This is a genomic window from Thauera chlorobenzoica (genome assembly GCF_001922305.1).
Taxonomy (GTDB): Bacteria; Pseudomonadota; Gammaproteobacteria; order Burkholderiales; family Rhodocyclaceae; genus Thauera; species Thauera chlorobenzoica.
In genome coordinates this window covers 1,755,945-1,772,028 of the sequence record NZ_CP018839.1, presented here as the reverse complement: position 1 = coordinate 1,772,028, position 16,084 = coordinate 1,755,945, and the positions used below count along the sequence as shown (strand labels likewise).

The window sequence follows — 16,084 nt, the reverse complement described above, 5'->3', positions numbered from 1 at the left end:
CGCCGGGTCCGCAAGCCCGCTGCGGGGCGAGCATGAAAAAAGCGCCGAAAGGCGCTTTTTTCATGCTGGGTGCGCCCGCCGGGCGCGCCCCGTTACCGCTTCGGCTTACTTGACGATCTGGCGGGACACCGACAGGTACTCGCGCCCGCGCTCGATCACCGCCGCGCGGTCGAGCTTCTCGGACGCCTTATGCACCGCTTCGAGCGTGTCGGCGAGGGCGTCCATGTCCGCGTTGATCTTCTTCAGCGCGTTTTCCAGCGTATAGGTGAGGATGTGCACCTCGGCCAGGTCGGAATCGCTGACTTCGCCATCGAGAATGGCCTGCAGCTTGTGGTTGTACTCGGAAAAATTGGCCGCGGCCTGCGTCAGGGTTTCCGCCGGCTTGCCCTTGAAGTGGCCGCCGTCTTCGGCTGCCGCCACCGGCAGCGTGGAGACGAGGCCGAGCGCGGCGACAAGGCCGGCGGCAATCAGTTTTTTCATCTGTCTTCCTTTTCGGAACGGGGAGGTGGCACGCGCATCCGGGCCCTGCGGCGCCGATCCGCGGCGCGACCCATTATCGCGAACAATTCGCAACTCTATTTCTTTTTGACGCCCTGTCAAGGTGAAGCCCGGCCACTCAGCACCAGCTCACCGGAGCCGCCAGCAGATAGCCCGCGCCATACACCGTCTTGATGAACTTGCCGCTGTGCCCGCCCTGCTCGAAGCGCTTGCGCAGGCGCGACACGCGCAGGTCGATGCTGCGGTCGAGGGCGCACACGTCGCGCCCGGCAAGCAGCTGTTCGCGCGACAGGATCTGGTTGGGACGTTCGAGGAAGGCGGTCAGCAGCTGCGCTTCGGCCAGGCTCAGGGTCTCTTCCCCGCCCGCGGGCGAAATCAGGCGCTGGGTCGCGCACTCGAAGCGCCAGCCGGCGAAGCTCGCCGCCCGCGGCGCCTCGGCCTCGCCCGCCGCCAGCGGCTGATAGCGGCGCAGGATGCTGCGCACGCGGGCAATCAGTTCGCGCGGCTCGAAGGGCTTCACCACGTAGTCGTCGGCCCCCAGCTCCAGCCCCATCACGCGGTCGTGGGTGTCGTCGCGCCCGGTGACGATCAGCAGGCCGAAGCGATGACGGCCGCGCAGCTGCTGCAGCACGTCCATCCCGTCCATGTCGGGCAGGCCGAGATCGAGGATGGCCAGATCCGGCGCCTGCACCCGCAGCTGGCGCAGGAAATCGCCACCGCGGCCGAAGCACGCATGGCGAAAGCCGTAGCGCTCGAGCGCGGCAGCGATCAGGCGCGCCACCGCGGCATCGTCTTCGACCACGTGGATCAGGGCGGAAGGCTTGTCGTTCATGCCGGATAGAGGTCCTCGGAGGGGCCCGCGGCAGCACCGCCCGGCCCGTGCAGAAGTGCCGGCACTGCGCCCGCGCTCAGCCGAGCGCGCCGCGCAGCGCCGCGACCAGCGCCGCCTGACTGAAAGGCTTGTCGAGCACCGGCAGGGCGGCATCCTCGCGCCCCGCTCCGGTCCGCTCGGCGTAGCCGCTCATCAGCACCACCGGAATTTCGGGGCGGAAGCGTCGCACGAAGCGCGCCAGCGCACGCCCGTCCATCCCGCCCGGCATGACGATGTCGGACAGCACGAGGCCGATCGCGGGGATATTCTCGACCATGTCGGCGGCCTCGTGGCCGTTTTCCGCTTCCAGCACCGCAGCGCCCAGTGTCGCAAGCTGCTTGCGCACCACGTCGCGGACCTTGTCGTCGTCCTCCACCAGCAGCACCAGGCGGCCTTCGAGCAGGCCGGCGTCGGTCACCGCGGCCGCCGGCGGTGCGCCAGACACGGCGGGCGCGGCCGCCACCCGGGGCAGCAGCAGGCACACCGTCGTCCCCACCGCCTGGCGGCTGCGCACGCGCACCCCGCCGCCCGACTGCTTGATGAAGCCATACACCATCGCCAGCCCCAGGCCGCTGCCCATGCCGAACTTCTTGGTGGTGAAGAAGGGCTCGAACACGCGTGCCAGGGTGAGGCCGTCCATGCCGGTGCCGTTGTCGCTGACGGCGATCCGCACATAGCGCCCCGCGGCCACGTCGAGATCGGCGGCGGCCGCTTCGTCGAGCGTCTCCTGGGCGCACTCGATGCGCAGCTCGCCGCCGTTGGGCATCGCATCGCGGGCGTTGAGGGCGAGGTTCAGCAGCGCGCTTTCGAGCTGGTTGGGGTCGACCAGCGCCACCAGGCCGGCCTCGCGCGAAGCGGTCGAGATCGACACCGACCCCGGCAGCGAGCGCCGGATCAGCCGCGCCATGCCGAGCACCAGCTCGTTGACCTCGACCGGCAGCGGCGCAATCGGCTGCTGGCGGGAAAAGGCCAGCAGGCGCCGGACCAGGCCCGCCCCGCCTTCGGCGGCGGCGAGCGCCGGCTCGACGTACTCGGCCGCCAGCGCCGCCCCGTCGGCGCGCCCGCCGAGCGCTTCGAGCAGGCCGTGGAGGTTGCCCATGACCACGGTCAGCATGTTGTTGAAGTCGTGCGCCAACCCGCCGGTGAGCTGGCCGATCGCTTCCATCTTCTGTGCCTGCGCCAGCGCGCGGTGAGTGCGCCTCGCCTCGGTGATGTCGACCGCATGGACGTAGCAGCCCTTGACCTCGCCGTCGGGGCCGAAGTCGGGCACCAGCGTGCTGCGCGCGAACAACGCCTCGCCGTCGGCGCCGGGCATGCTGTATTCGTAGGTCACCTCCTCCCCGGCGAGCGCACGCCGCACATGGCCTTCGACCTGGGCGAACACCGCGGGGCCGATCACCTCGGGAATCGGCCGGTCTTTCATCCCCGCGCTGGTGGTGCCGAACCACTGCGCATAGCGCCGGTTGCCGTAGCGGTACACCCAGTGGCGGTCGAAATAACCGATGTGGGCCGGAATCGTGTCGGTGATCTGGCGCAGGCGCAGCTCGCTCGGATCGAGCGCCGGCGCCCCGTCCCGGCGCGGTACTGAATTGTTTGCTTCCACTGCCCGAGGCCCCCGCTTCACCGCTGCAAAACGCTTCATTCTAGAGCGCCCCCCGCCTGCGGCAAGCGCCGGACAAGATTGCGTACATTGCGGCGCAACTGGCGACACGATTGTTTGCCATTCTCCATACTGATGGGTATGGAGCCGGGTGCCGCTGCGCCCTCCCCGACCCGATCGAAAACCCGTTTGACATGATGGGAGTGGAGAGGATGTCGAAACACGCCTACGAACAAGGACTGGACAAGAATCCGGCCAACTACGTGGCACTGTCGCCGCTCAGCTTCATCGAGCGCAGCGCCGCGGTGTATCCGCAGCGCACCAGCGTGATCCACGGCACGCGCCGCTTCACCTGGAGCGAGACCTACCGCCGCTGCCGCCGCCTGGCGAGCGCACTGGTCGCCCACGGCGTGGGCCGCGGCGACACCGTGGCAGTGATGCTGCCCAACGTGCCGGCGATGGTCGAAGCCCACTTCGGCGTGCCGATGAGCGGCGCCGTGCTCAACACCCTGAACACCCGCCTCGACGCCGAGGCGCTCGCCTTCATGCTCGGGCACGGCGAAGCGAAGGTGCTGATCACCGACCCCGAGTTTGCCGCCCCGGTGCGCGCCGCGCTCGCCCTGCTCGGCGCCGCCGCGCCGCTCGTGATCGACGCGCTGGACCCCGAATACCCGGGCACCGAGCGCGTCGGCACGGTCGAATACGAGGACTTCCTCGCCGCCGGCGACCCCGCCTTCGCCTGGCAGCTGCCGCCCGACGAGTGGGACGCGATCGCGCTCAACTACACTTCGGGCACCACCGGCAACCCCAAGGGGGTGGTCTACCATCACCGCGGCGCATATCTGAACGCCACCTCCAACATCGTCAGCTGGGGCATGCCGCCGCACGCGGTGTACCTGTGGACGCTGCCGATGTTCCACTGCAACGGCTGGTGCTTCCCGTGGACGGTGGCGGCCACCGCCGGGGTCAATGTCTGCCTGCGCAAGGTCGACCCGGCGCTGATCTTCGAGCTCATCCGCCGCCACAAGGTCAGCCACCTGTGCGGCGCGCCGATCGTCTACGGGATGCTGATCAACGCCCCCGACGGCCTGCGCGCGGGCATCGAGCACAGCGTCGCCGCGCTGGTCGCCGGCGCCGCGCCGCCGGCGGCGATCATCGAGGGCGCCGAGCGCATCGGCTTCGACATCACCCACGTCTATGGACTGACCGAAACCTACGGCCCCGCTGCGGTGTGCGCCAAGCACCCGGAGTGGAACGAACTGCCGATCGACCGCCGCGCCGAACGCAACGGCCGCCAGGGCGTGCGCTACCACATGCAGGAAGCGATCACCGTGCTCGACCCGCTGACGATGGCGCCGGTGCCGGCCGACGGCGAGACTCTGGGCGAGATCATGTTCCGCGGCAACCTGGTGATGAAGGGCTACCTGAAGAACGCCAAGGCCACCGCCGAAGCCTTCGCCGGCGGCTGGTTCCACACCGGCGACCTGGGCGTGCTGCAGCCCGACGGCTACGTCAAGATCAAGGACCGCTCCAAGGACGTGATCATCTCCGGCGGCGAGAACATCTCCTCGCTCGAAGTCGAAGACGTGCTCTACCGTCACCCTGCGGTGCTCACCGCCGCGGTCGTCGCCCGCCCCGACCCCAAGTGGGGCGAAGTGCCCGCCGCCTACATCGAAGTCAAGGACGGCGCCGGCATCACCGCCGACGACATCATCGCCCACTGCCGCGCCCACCTGGCGCGCTACAAGGTCCCCAGGCACATCGAGTTCTGCGTTTTGCCCAAGACCTCGACCGGCAAGATCCAGAAGTTCGCCCTGCGCGAGCTGGCCAGGTCGGCCTCCGCCATCGAGTAGGCGCGGCGCCACCGACGGCCCACCGGCGGATGAGGAGCGCTGCCGGCGCGCCGCTGTTTTCCCCAACCAAAACAACACAGGAAACCCAACCATGGCCCTTTCGCGCCAGCATGGCGCCGAGCACCCGTTCTGGGCGCTCGGCCCGTTCAAGATCCGCCTGCCCTTCATCCACTACCGCTGGGAATTTCCCGAGATGGTGCAAGGGCTGTTCATGTTCGTCGTCAGCCTGGGGATGATCCCGCTGCTGATGAAATACCTCGGCATGCCGTATGAAGCCGCGCTCGCCTTCTGCGTCGTCGCCGGCATCGGCTACCTGCTGCCGGCGCTGATGGGCGTGCCCCTGGTGCCGGGCTGGATCACCCCGGCGATTCCGGTGGTGCTGCTCTACCTGCAGGCGTTCGAGCCCGGGCCGGAAGCGGTGAAGGCGATGTTCGCGCTCCAGCTCGAAGTGTTCGTCATCTTCCTGATCCTCGGTCTGACCGGCCTCGGCAACAAGCTGGTGAGGATCATTCCCAACTCGCTCAAGTCGGGGATCATCATCGGCGCCGGCATCGCGGCGATGATGGGCGAGCTGAAGACCGGCGGACGCATCGACACCACGCCGGTGTCGCTGCTGATCGGCTCCATCGTCTCGGCCTACATCCTGTTCTCGCTGTCGTTCAAGCACGTCGTCGAGACCAGCAGGCTCGCCAAGATCATCTCCAACTTCGGCATGATCCCGGGCATGTTCGTCGCCATGATCATCGGCTGGACGGTGGGCGAGTACGCCCTGCCCGACATCCAGTGGGGGATCACCTCGCCCGACTTCGGCCTGATGATGAACTACCTGGTATTCGACACCGGAATGCCGGACGCGGACATGTTCCTGCTCGCGATTCCCACCGCGATCATCGCCTACGTCATCGCCTTCGGCGACATCCTGGTCGGCTTCACCCTGTGCAGGCGCGTCGACCACCTGCGCCCGGACGAGAAGATCGAGCTCGACGTCACCCGCGTGCACCTGGTCACCGCGCTGCGCAACGGCCTCCACGCCCTGCTCGCACCCTGGCCAGGGCTGGCCGGCCCGCTATGGACCGCAGCCCACGCCACCGTGGCCGAGCGTTACGCGCTCGGGCGCAAGGCGATGGACTCGATCTACTCCGGCGGCGGCACGTTCTGGATCACCGGCCTGATCGCAATCTTCATCCTGCCGCTGGTGTCGGTGTTCAAGCCGGTGCTGCCGATCGCGCTGTCGCTCACCCTGGTGCTGACCGCCTACATCTGCATCATGGTCGGCATGGAAGAGCTGAAGAGCTCCACCGAGCGCGGCGTCGCCGGCATCGTCGCGGTCACCCTGGCGATGCCCGACCCCAAGGCCACGGTCTACGCGGTGGCGATCGGCCTCGTGCTGTACTGGCTGATCGAGCGCCCCAACGCCGCCCAGCGCGCGAAGGAAGACCTCAGCATCATCGGCGACGACACCGCCGCAATCGAAGCCGGCGACCGCCACGGCGTGGCGCAGGTGCGCTGAGCCTGCAGGCACGCCAGGCGCCGCCCAGCCCGCGAGGCCGGGCGGCGCCGGCAGGCTTCGATTGACGGCACCGGCATGAAACGAGACAATAAGAATTGTTCTCAATGAATGCCAGCCACACCGAGCCTCGGACCGCGCCCCATCTGCGCACAGCGTTCGCGCGCCATCCGGTCAGCCAGCCCGATTGCGGGGTTCGCCCCGTCCATCTTCCGGAGGCTCCCGTGAGTGTGTCCCCCAGCCCCACCGTCGCCGAGCTCTACCACGCCCACCGCGGCTGGCTGCTGAACTGGCTGCGGCGCCGGCTCGGCTGCCCCCACGACGCCGGCGACCTGGCCCAGGACACCTTCGTCCGCGTGCTGCTGCGGGCCGACCGCGACCACCCCCGCGAGCCGCGCGCCTACCTCGCGACTCTCGCCCACGGCCTGCTCGTGGACCACCTGCGCCGGCGCGACCTCGAGCGCGCCTACCTCGCCGAGCTGGCCGCGCGGCCCGAAGCGGTGCAGCCCTCGGCAGAGGATCTCGCCATCGCCGTCGACACCTTGCGCGCCATCGACCGCCTGCTCGACGGCCTCGCCCCCAAGGTGCGCGCCGCCTACCTGTACAGCCGCCTCGACGGCCTCGCCCATGCCGAGATCGCCGCCCTGCTCGGCGTCTCGGTGTCGCGCGTGCGCCAGTACCTGAGCACCGCCGCACGCCACTGCTATGCGCAGCGCTATGCCGGCTGAGGAAGAGCGGGCGCGCCCGGGGGCCACCGCGCACGCCCGGCCCGGCGACGATGCACCGGTGGCGGCGCAGGTGCTCGACGCCGCCATCGCCTGGCAGCTCGAGCTCGACGCGGGAGCGGCCCCGGCGGCGGTGCGCGCCGCCTTCAGCGCCTGGCTCGAAGCCGACCCCGAACACCGCCGCGCGTGGCGCCAGCTGTGTGCCCTCGACGGCGGCCTGCGCCCGCTGCAGGCGCCCCCGCTGCGCGCCGCACTGCTGCGCGCACCGCGCAACCGGCGCCGCCGCACGGCCGCGGCGGTGCTCGCCGGCGTACTGCTCACCGGTGCCGGCCTGGCCACGCTCGAACTGCAGATGCCGCTGGCGGCGCGGCTGGCCGACCACGGCACGGCCACCGGCGAGCGCCGCCAGTTCGCGCTCCCCGATGGCAGCCGGCTCTACCTGAACACGCGCAGCGCCGTCGACCTCGCCTTCGACGCCGAGCGCCGCGCGCTGCACCTGACCGCCGGCGAGATCCTCGTCGAGACCGCCCACACTGCGGCCGAAACCCGCCCCTTCGTCGTCCTCACCGCCGACGGCGCGCTGCGCGCGCTCGGCACCCGCTTCGTGGTGCGCAAGCTCGAACACGGCACCCTGCTCACGGTCGTGCACTCGGCGGTCGCTGCCCGGCCGGCGCGACGGACCGACGAACAGCGGATCGGCGATGGCGAGCGCGCGCTGGTGCACGCCGACGGCGTCGACCCCGCCGCCCCCGCGCCGGCCGACGCCGATGCCTGGCGCGACGGCATGCTGGTGGTCGAGGACGCGCCGCTCGCCGAGGTCGTCGCCGAACTCGGCCGCCACCGCCCGGGCCACGTCGGCGTCGACGCCGCGGTGGCGAACCTGCGCGTCACCGGCACCTTCTCCCTCGACGACACCGAGCTCGCGCTGCAGGCGCTCGCCGACGGCCTCGGCCTGAGACTGCTCCGCCGCGGCCCGTGGTGGCTGACCCTCGCCCCCGCCGCCTGAACCCGCGCGCGCCCGGCGGGGGGTGGCGGTATTTTTTGCGCTTTTTTTGTCCTGCCCCCTGTCACTTTTCAGTTCTCGTTCGGCACACCAGGCAAGAAGCTTTCATCCGCCAGGAGTTTTGCCCATGTATCGAACCGCTCCCCCCCGCCCCGCCGCCCGCCCGCTGCTGCGCCCGCTGCTCGCCGCACTGGTGCTCGGCACCGGCGCCGTCGCCCTCGCCCCGGCCGTCGCCGCACCCTCGGCGCAAGCCGCCGCCACCGAGCGCGACTACAACCTGCCCGCCGGCCCGCTCGCGGCGACCTTGAACCGCATCGCGCGCGAAGCCGGCCTCACCGTCGTCGTCGATGGCGGCCTCGTCGCCGACCAGCGCGCTCCCGCCGTGAACGGGCGCATGAACGCCGAGACGGCACTGCGCCGCGCGCTCGCCGGCAGCGGCCTCGGCCTCTCGATCGAGGGCGGCGCGGCGGTGATCCGCCCCCGCAGCACCACGGCCGCCTCGCCCCAGCAACTGCCCGAAGTGCGCGTCCTCGCCGCCTCGCCCACCGCCGCCTACCAGGCCGCGGCGGCGACCAGCGCCACCCGCATCGATGCGCCGCTGCGCGACATCCCGCAGACGGTCAACGTCGTCACCGCAGCGCTGATCGCGGACCAGGCCGCGCAGTCCCTGCAGGACACCCTGCAGAACGTGCCGGGCGTCTCCTTCCACATCGGCGACGGCCAGCGTGACCAGGTCTATATCCGCGGCTTCGACGCCATCGGCGATCAGTACGTGGACGGCCTGCGCGACGACGGCCTGTACTACCGCGACCTCTCCAACGTCGATCGCATCGAGGTGGTCAAGGGGCCGGCAGCCGTCCTCTACGGCCGCGGCTCGTCGGGTGGCATCGTCAACCGCATCACCAAGAGGCCCGGCCCCGACCCGGTACGCGAACTGAGCCTGGTGCTCGGCAGCTGGGACCAGCGGCGCGGCAGCGTCGACCTCGGCGGCGCCCTCGGCGAGTCCGCGGACTTCCGCCTCACCGCCGCCATCGAGCGCGCCGACAGCTTCCGCGACGAAGGCTTCCTCGAGCGCGAAGCCTTCGCCCCCTCGCTTGCGCTGCAGCTTTCGGCCGACACCCGCCTCCTCATCCAGGCCGAAACGCTGCGCGACCAGCGCATCACCGACATGGGCATTCCGGCCTTCCGCGGGCGCCCGGTGAAGGTTTCGGACGACACCTACTACGGCACCGCCGACGCCCGCCGCGACGACTACTCCGAGGCCCGCGTCGACGCCGCACGCCTCACCCTCGAGCACCGCATCGACGACCGCTTCGCGCTGCGCAACCACTTCGGCACCTACACCTATCGGCTGGACCGCCAGAACACCTTCGCCGCCACCGTCAACGAGGCGGCACGCACCGCGAGCCTGTTCCACGGCGCCACCGACCGCGACGACAAGGGCTGGTTCAACCAGCTCGAACTCACCCAGGAACTCACCGCCGCCGGCATGCGCCACCAGCTGCTGTACGGCCTCGAACTGGGCCGCCAGAAGAAGGACTTCCAGTCGTGGAACTGGAACGTGCGCCCCACGGTGGATCTCTTCGCGCCGCACCAGCCGGCGCTTGCCGCCTTCGGCCGCCCGGTGCTCGCCAACGACAACCTGACCTCGATGGAAGTCGTCAGCGCCTACGTGCAGGATCTGGTGACCCTGTCGCCGCGCTGGAAGACGCTGCTCGGCCTGCGCCACGACAGCTTCCGCCAGGAAGTCGACGACCGCCTCGCCGGCCAGCCCGACCGCGAGCGCACCGACCGCGAATGGAGCCCGCGCGCCGGCCTCGTCTTCCAGCCCAGCGACTGGCAGTCGTGGTACCTGTCGTGGAGCCGCTCCTTCCAGCCCTCGGGCGAGACGCTCGCATTCTCCGCCGCCCAGGCCGACATGGCCCCCGAGGAGACGACCAACCTCGAAGTCGGCACCAAGCTCGACTTCTTCGATGGCCGGCTGTCGGCGACCGCCGCGCTGTTCGAACTCGAGCGCCGCGGGATCAAGGCCGTCGACCCGCTCAGCAAGGCGCTGGTCGCGGTCGGCACCCAGCGCACGCGCGGCCTCGAACTCGCCGTGGCGGGCGAGATCGCGCCGCGCTGGCAGTTGTCGGCGGGCTATGCCCATCTCGACACGCGCGTCACGCGCTCGGTGGCAGTCCAGAACGGCGTCGCCCTGGAAGGCACGCGCGCCGCGCTGACGCCGCTCAATAGCGCCAACCTGTGGCTGGTGCACGAGCTGGGCGGCGGCTTCCACCTCGGCGGCGGCCTGCGCTACGTCGGCGACCGTTACGCGGCCCCCGACAACTTGGTGACGCTGCCGTCCTACGTCACCGCCGACGCGATGCTGCGCTACGAGGCCAAGGGCTACGAGCTCGCCCTGAACCTGAAGAACCTGGCCGACAAGGAGTATTTCGTCTCCGGCCACGGCGCGAGCAACAACCTCAACGCTCCCGGCGCACCACGCAGCATCCAGCTGAGCGCACGCCTGCGCTTCTAGCGCTGGCGCAGGGCTCAGCCATATTTGCGAATGCGAATGGGTATCAAGTACACTCTCGCACGTGCTACAGGCTCCACTTCCCGTGCCTGCAGCACGCACACCCGCCAGCCAGGGGCGCCATGCTCTCAGCCAGCCTATGAGCCCATGGAGAGTGATCGATGCCTTGCCCCCGCAGATGCCCATCCCGCCGCCACCCCCTCGCCGCCGCCCTGCTCGCCGGCCGCGCCCTGCCTGCCGCGGCGCAGGGCGCGGCCGCGCTTGAAGCCGTCACCGTCCGCGGGCGCGCGGTGACCGTCGGCTATCAGGGGGACGTTTGAGCAACATGACGCGAATACGCCCTCTCCGGGCAGCGATGGCTGCGCGGCGGCATGGCGCGATCGCCGTGCGCGTGCTCGCCGCGGTCGGTGGCGGCTACGCCTGCACCGCCGCAGCGGTGGCATTGCTCGCGGCCTTGCTGGCGCTCGCCGGCATCCCCCGCGGACAGGCCGCGGTAGCGGCGGCACTGAGTGGCTTTCCGCTCTACCTCGCCGTGCTGCTGTGGGGTTTCACCGCACCGCTCACCCGCGTCGGCACTGTTCTCGGTGCCACCACCGCCGCCTGCGCCCTGCTCGCGGCATGGCTGGCAGTGCCGCCGGCAAGCGGGAGCTGATCGATGAGCCCGCACGCGCGCCAGTCGATGAGCGCCCTCCACACCTGGGCCGGCGTGGTGCTGGGCGGTGTGCTGCTGCTGATCTTCTGGATGGGCACCCTGTCGGTGTTCGACCGCGAGATCGACCGCTGGATGATGCCGGAAACGCGGCTGCCACCGTCGGTGGCGACGGCACCGCTGCCCTCGTTCGACCAGACCGTGCTGCCGGTGGCGCAGCGCCTGGCACCGTACGGCACGACCTGGAGCGTGGTCCTGCCCTCGGCGCGCACCCCGGTCCATACCCTGCGTCATGCCGATGACGCCGGCCGGGCGCTGCGCCGGCACCTCGATCCACGCACCGGCGCGGTGCTCGAAGGTGCCGCCAGCGAAGGCGCGAGCGGCTTCTTCTTTCCGCTCCACTTCCGCCTCCACCTGCGCGCCTACAACCTCGGCTACTGGATCGTCGGCCTGGCCGGAATGGCGGTGCTGGTGCTGCTGGTTTCCGGGGTGCTGATCCACCGTCGCCTGCTGGCGGACTTCTTCGTCTTCCGCCCGGCCCGCGCCCTGCCGCGCGCGACCCTCGATATCCACAACCTCAGCGGCGTGCTGGCGCTGCCGTTCCACTTCACGATGGCGCTGTCGGGCCTGGCGATCCTGTTCACGATCTATTTCCCGAGCGCCTACCAGGCCGCCTACGCGCACGCCGGCACCCAGGCCCGGGAGGCGTTCGAGCGCGAGGCGATGGGCAAGTGGTCGCGCCCGCCGGCAGGGCGGCCGGGCACGCTGGCCTCGGTCGATGCCATGCTGGCGCGCGCGCAGGCGGCCTGGGACGGCGGGCGTCCCTATTTCGTGCGCGTCCGGCACGCCGGCGATGCGGCGTCCTACGTCGAAATCCGGCGCACATTCGCCGAAGAAGTCACGATGAACCTCGACATCCTCTATTTCGACGCCGCCAGCGGCGAAGTGCTTCACCAGCATCGGGCGCAGGGCGCGGTCGGGGTGCAGCGCTTCCTCACCGGCTTGCACTTCATCCAGTTCGAGCACTGGAGCCTGCGCTGGCTGTACTTCGCCGGCGGGCTGGGCGGCTGCGTGATGATCGCCTCCGGCCTGCTGTTCTGGCTCGAAGCCCGGCGCCGGCGCGCGGGCGTGGCGCAGGGCGCCGGCTTCCAGCTCGTCGAGGCGCTGACCACCGCCTCGAGCACCGGCCTGGTCGCCGCCACGCTCGCCTTCCTGCTCGCCAACCGCCTGCTGCCGGCCGCCATCGACGGGCGTGCCACGCTGGAGATGCAGGCATTCTTCGCCGCCTGGGCGCTCATGCTGGCGCACGCGCGCTGGCGGGGAAGGCATGCCTGGCGCGAACAATGCGCCACCATCGCGACACTCGCGCTCGGCGCCGTCGCCCTGAACTGGATCGGCACCGGCGCCCACCTCGGGCAGTCGCTGGCGGCCGCCTCGCAGGCCGTTGCCGGCGTCGATACCCTGCTGCTGGCGACCGCCCTTGCCGCCTCGTGGGCAGCGCACCGCCTGGGGCGGAGGGCGCAGCGGCGCACCGCCCCCACCACCCGCGGCGAAGAGACGGCATGAACGCGCCCGCACGGCCGCCAAAAGGGCAGCGCTCACCGCCCCCGGGGAGGAAGTCGCGCAGCGACAGGAGGGTCGTCCAGTGAGCGCGATCCTGCTCGCCGCCGCGTTCGCCGCCAGCTATCTCGGCTGGGCCCTGCTGGCACTCACGCAACCGGTCCACCGCCAGGCAGCAGGCGGGCAGGCGGACGACCGTGCATTCCGGCCCGGCCCGCCGCGCGCGCTCGGCAGCGCCCTGCTCGTGCTCACCGCCGTCCTCACCGTGCTCGGCGACGGCCCCGCCTTCGGCGCCCTGCTCGCGCTGCTGCTGCTGAGCGCCGGCGCATTCGCCGTCGCCTTCACGCTGAGCTGGCAGCCGCGCCTGCTCGGCTGTGTGGCCGCCATCGGACGCCGCGCCCGGTAAGTACCCCACGATGAGCGGCGCCGGACGGGCGGGCACGACACCCGCCCCGGGCGTACAATCCTCGACAGCGCATTTCGAGCGACCGCCGCCATGACCCACATCGTTTCCGCCCTCCCCGGACGCATCCGCATCCGCGGCAAGCCGCTGCGCAGCATCGAACGCCTGGCCGCGCTGGCCGCGGCACTCGGGCGCCTCGACGCCGTCCACTCGGTCACCCCCAATCCGAAGGCGGGCAGCCTGGTGCTGATCTACGATGCGGCCGCGGTCGAAGCCACCGAGTTCGAAGCCGAAGTCGAAGCGCTGACCGATGCGGAGGTCGCGCGTCACTACGCCGGCGGACCGCGTTCGACCCGGATGCAGATCAACCGTTATGCCAAGGTCGGCATGCTCGGCAGCCTGGCCGCTTCGCTCGCCTTCGCCGCCACCGGCCACAAGCGCTGGCACGCAGCGACCGGCAGCCTGTTCGTCGCCGCCTTGCTCGTGCACCTGACGGTGCATCGGCGCCACCTCCTGCGCTGAGCGCCTGCGCACAGGGCGCTGCGGCCCGGGCCGCGGCCCGGGCGCAAACGAGCGCCACCGCACGCGGGGCCGGCGCCGCCGGCCTCCAGACCGATCAGAACTCGAAGCTGGCCGCCACGCGCAGGGTGCGCGGCAGGCCGGCGGCGAGGTAGTTGTCGCCGGTCCCGAGCCAGTAGTCGCGGTCGGTGGCGTTGTCCAGGTTGGCCTGCAGCTTGACCGGGGTGGCGCCCCATTTGGTCGCGTAGCGGGTGCCCAGCGAGACCGTGGTGTAGGACGGCACATGGGCCTGCTCGAGGTTGTTCACCGCACGCTCGCCGACGTGGTAGAGGCCGCCGTTGAGCGACCACCCCGGCACCCCCGGCACCCGGTATTCGGCGAACAGGCTGAAGGTCCGCTTCGCCGTGTTCTGCGGCGTGTTGCCGAGCTGGGCGGCGTTGGCCGGCCCGACGCGGACGATCTCGGCATCCATGAACAGGGCCGAGGCCAGCACCGACCAGTCGCGGCCGAGGTCGCCGCCGGCCGACAGCTCGATCCCGCGGTAATCGCTGCGGCCGCCGATCACGAAGCGGTTGGCGGCGTCTTTGGTGGTCTGCGGTCGCTCGATGTCGAAATACGCGGCCTGCAGCATCATTCCCGAGCCGAGCCGGGCCTTGACGCCGATTTCCTTCTGCTTGTTGACCGCCGGCTCGAGCACTTCACCGGCATTGGCGTACTGCGCCCCCGCCACCCCGGTCTCTTCCAGCGCCTCCAGGTAGCTGCCGTAGAAGCTCAGGTTCGGATTGAGCTTGTAGATTACCGACAGGTTGGGCGAATCGCTCGTTACCTCGTAGGGCTTGGCGGTGCCGGCCTCGCTGCGGTAGCGCCCCCAGCGCACGCCGGCGAGCACCTGCCAGTGTTCGCCGAAGCTCATCCGGTCGAAGGCGTACACCCCGCGGTCGGTGATGCGGGCCGGCGTCAGCGCCTTCCAGGTGCCGGCGGCGATCCGCTCGATGTTGCGCGGATCGAAGTAGTTCTGCGCGATGCCGGTCACCGCAGGCGCCGTTTCACCACGCGAAGTGCGGGTGTTGGTGGTGGCGCCGAAGGTCAGCTCGTGCGTCACCGGGCCGGTCGTCAGGCTGCCGACCAGTTCGCCGCGCGCATTGCGGTTCTTGAACGCCTGGTCGCGGACGTAGAAGATGTTCAGGGTGCCGTCGCCGGTGGCCGGATCGGCGAAGTTGAACGTGGAAAAATTGCGGTCGCGCTCGGTTTCGGCCTGCCCCGCCTCCAGGGTGAGCATCCACGCCTCGGACAGAGTGATGTCGGTACGCGCCAGCACGTTGGTCGCTTTGGCGTCGTAGCGCTGCCATTCACCGGCATGGTTCAGGCGGTTGTCCACCGGGTCGGGCAGCCGCATCCCCGGCTTGAACAGGATGGCGGCGGGCTCGCTGACGTCCTTGCGGTAGTGCTCGATGTCGACGCGGAAATTGACCGCGCTGTTGATCCGCCAGTCGTGGGCAAGGGCGAACAGGCTGCGCTCGCCGTCGTAGTTTTCCAGTCCCACTTCCTGGCGGCCGGCGGCAACGTTGAGGCGGATGCCCTTGTCGCCGCCGTCGCCGTAGCGGCGGCTGAAATCGAGGTGGGCGTCGGCGCCGCCATGCTCATTCACCGACGTGTTGAGCGTCGTCACCGGCTTGTCCGCCGGGCGCTTGGTCACCAGGTTGACGATGCCCGACGGCGGCACCAGGCCGTAGTACAGCGAGGCCGCGCCCTTGAGCACTTCGACCCGCTCCTTGTTCTCGAGCGGGGTGTCGATCAGGTTGACGATCGGCAGCGAGCCGTTGAGGCGGTAGTTGCGCTGGTTATCGACGAGCAGACCGCGGATCGAGATGTTGTCGTAGGTGGCATTGCCGATCTGGGCGTGGGCAACGCCCGCGGTGTTGCGTAGCGCCCCGTGCAGGGTACGGGCGCCCTGCGCGTCGAGCACTTCGCGCGTCACCAGGTTGTTGGTCAGGGGCACGTCGAGGGGATCGAGATCGCGGAAGGTGCCGACCTGGATCGCATTGCCGGTGAAGCTGCCGCCGCGCTCGGCATGGACCCGCACTTCGTCGAGTTGTTGTTCGGCCGCGGCTGCCGGGGCGGCGGCGATCAGGCCGGCAGAAGCCAGCGCCAGGATCAGGGGGGAGGATTTGGGAAGGGGGGTAAAGGTTGGGCAGGAAAAGGCTTGGCTGGAAGACATGGTCGCGGAATGGTCGGAAAGGGAAAGAACCCGGAGCGGCAACCGCCGCTGCACGAGGCATCTGGTGCTTTGCCTGGACGACATTCCAGCCGTTGGGTAAGCACCGCCCCGCCGATCGGACGGGACGGCGCCGGGACTGGCCCTCGCAACCGTTCGGTCA

At 70.3% G+C, this 16,084-nt stretch carries 14 protein-coding genes; 10 read left to right on the top strand and 4 right to left on the bottom strand.

Going from position 1 to position 16,084, the window contains the following annotated elements; all coding sequences use genetic code 11:
* Positions 1–105 precede the first annotated feature (105 nt).
* The 3 genes from Tchl_RS08205 to Tchl_RS08195 all read right to left on the bottom strand — a co-directional run bounded on the left by Tchl_RS08205 (position 106) and on the right by Tchl_RS08195 (position 2,972).
* A complete protein-coding gene (locus tag Tchl_RS08205; protein ID WP_075147978.1) occupies positions 106–480 on the bottom strand; it encodes a DUF6746 family protein in 375 nt (124 codons plus the stop codon).
* Between the two features lie 136 nt (positions 481–616).
* A complete protein-coding gene (locus Tchl_RS08200) occupies positions 617–1,330 on the bottom strand; it encodes a response regulator transcription factor (RefSeq protein WP_075147977.1) in 714 nt (237 codons plus the stop codon).
* 76 nt (positions 1,331–1,406) lie between these two features.
* Entirely contained in the window at positions 1,407–2,972 is a 1,566-nt protein-coding gene (locus Tchl_RS08195) for an ATP-binding protein (protein WP_075147976.1), read from the bottom strand.
* Between the two features lie 209 nt (positions 2,973–3,181).
* Between Tchl_RS08195 and Tchl_RS08190 the strand changes: the two genes are divergently transcribed.
* The 10 genes from Tchl_RS08190 to Tchl_RS08150 all read left to right on the top strand — a co-directional run bounded on the left by Tchl_RS08190 (position 3,182) and on the right by Tchl_RS08150 (position 13,709).
* Positions 3,182–4,822, top strand: a complete 1,641-nt coding sequence (locus tag Tchl_RS08190; RefSeq protein WP_075147975.1) for an acyl-CoA synthetase — start codon at positions 3,182–3,184, stop codon at positions 4,820–4,822.
* 91 nt (positions 4,823–4,913) lie between these two features.
* Complete coding sequence (locus tag Tchl_RS08185) at positions 4,914–6,332, top strand: solute carrier family 23 protein (RefSeq protein ID WP_075147974.1); 1,419 nt, start codon at positions 4,914–4,916, stop codon at positions 6,330–6,332.
* Positions 6,333–6,553: 221 nt separating this feature from the next.
* A complete protein-coding gene (locus tag Tchl_RS08180; protein WP_075147973.1) occupies positions 6,554–7,057 on the top strand; it encodes a sigma-70 family RNA polymerase sigma factor in 504 nt (167 codons plus the stop codon).
* Entirely contained in the window at positions 7,047–8,060 is a 1,014-nt protein-coding gene (locus tag Tchl_RS08175) for a FecR family protein (RefSeq protein ID WP_075147972.1), read from the top strand. The genes Tchl_RS08180 and Tchl_RS08175 overlap by 11 nt, the downstream gene beginning before the upstream one ends.
* Before the next feature lie 124 nt (positions 8,061–8,184).
* Positions 8,185–10,578, top strand: a complete 2,394-nt coding sequence (locus tag Tchl_RS08170; protein WP_075147971.1) for a TonB-dependent siderophore receptor — start codon at positions 8,185–8,187, stop codon at positions 10,576–10,578.
* 158 nt (positions 10,579–10,736) lie between these two features.
* Positions 10,737–10,895, top strand: a complete 159-nt coding sequence (locus tag Tchl_RS17735; RefSeq protein WP_157110113.1) for a hypothetical protein — start codon at positions 10,737–10,739, stop codon at positions 10,893–10,895.
* 5 nt (positions 10,896–10,900) lie between these two features.
* Positions 10,901–11,227: a hypothetical protein gene (locus Tchl_RS08165; protein ID WP_146060774.1), complete on the top strand. Its 327-nt coding sequence runs from the start codon at positions 10,901–10,903 to the stop codon at positions 11,225–11,227.
* Between the two features lie 3 nt (positions 11,228–11,230).
* Complete coding sequence (locus Tchl_RS08160) at positions 11,231–12,790, top strand: PepSY-associated TM helix domain-containing protein (RefSeq protein ID WP_075147969.1); 1,560 nt, start codon at positions 11,231–11,233, stop codon at positions 12,788–12,790.
* 79 nt (positions 12,791–12,869) lie between these two features.
* Complete coding sequence (locus tag Tchl_RS17950; RefSeq protein WP_075147968.1) at positions 12,870–13,190, top strand: DUF3325 family protein; 321 nt, start codon at positions 12,870–12,872, stop codon at positions 13,188–13,190.
* 90 nt (positions 13,191–13,280) lie between these two features.
* Positions 13,281–13,709: an HMA2 domain-containing protein gene (locus tag Tchl_RS08150; protein WP_075147967.1), complete on the top strand. Its 429-nt coding sequence runs from the start codon at positions 13,281–13,283 to the stop codon at positions 13,707–13,709.
* Between the two features lie 94 nt (positions 13,710–13,803).
* Here Tchl_RS08150 and Tchl_RS08145 read toward each other — a convergent pair whose 3' ends face one another.
* Positions 13,804–15,924, bottom strand: a complete 2,121-nt coding sequence (locus Tchl_RS08145; protein ID WP_075147966.1) for a TonB-dependent siderophore receptor — start codon at positions 15,922–15,924, stop codon at positions 13,804–13,806.
* Positions 15,925–16,084 lie beyond the last annotated feature (160 nt).

Coding starts and splice junctions, on each gene's coding strand:
- Tchl_RS08145 (WP_075147966.1), bottom strand. CDS start 15,924: ATGTCTTCCAGCCAAGCCTTTTCCTGCCCAACCTTTACCCCCCTTCCC.
- Tchl_RS08190 (WP_075147975.1), top strand. CDS start 3,182: ATGTCGAAACACGCCTACGAACAAGGACTGGACAAGAATCCGGCCAAC.
- Tchl_RS08160 (WP_075147969.1), top strand. CDS start 11,231: ATGAGCCCGCACGCGCGCCAGTCGATGAGCGCCCTCCACACCTGGGCC.
- Tchl_RS08170 (WP_075147971.1), top strand. CDS start 8,185: ATGTATCGAACCGCTCCCCCCCGCCCCGCCGCCCGCCCGCTGCTGCGC.
- Tchl_RS08175 (WP_075147972.1), top strand. CDS start 7,047: ATGCCGGCTGAGGAAGAGCGGGCGCGCCCGGGGGCCACCGCGCACGCC.
- Tchl_RS08150 (WP_075147967.1), top strand. CDS start 13,281: ATGACCCACATCGTTTCCGCCCTCCCCGGACGCATCCGCATCCGCGGC.
- Tchl_RS17735 (WP_157110113.1), top strand. CDS start 10,737: ATGCCTTGCCCCCGCAGATGCCCATCCCGCCGCCACCCCCTCGCCGCC.
- Tchl_RS08185 (WP_075147974.1), top strand. CDS start 4,914: ATGGCCCTTTCGCGCCAGCATGGCGCCGAGCACCCGTTCTGGGCGCTC.
- Tchl_RS08165 (WP_146060774.1), top strand. CDS start 10,901: ATGACGCGAATACGCCCTCTCCGGGCAGCGATGGCTGCGCGGCGGCAT.
- Tchl_RS08200 (WP_075147977.1), bottom strand. CDS start 1,330: ATGAACGACAAGCCTTCCGCCCTGATCCACGTGGTCGAAGACGATGCC.
- Tchl_RS08205 (WP_075147978.1), bottom strand. CDS start 480: ATGAAAAAACTGATTGCCGCCGGCCTTGTCGCCGCGCTCGGCCTCGTC.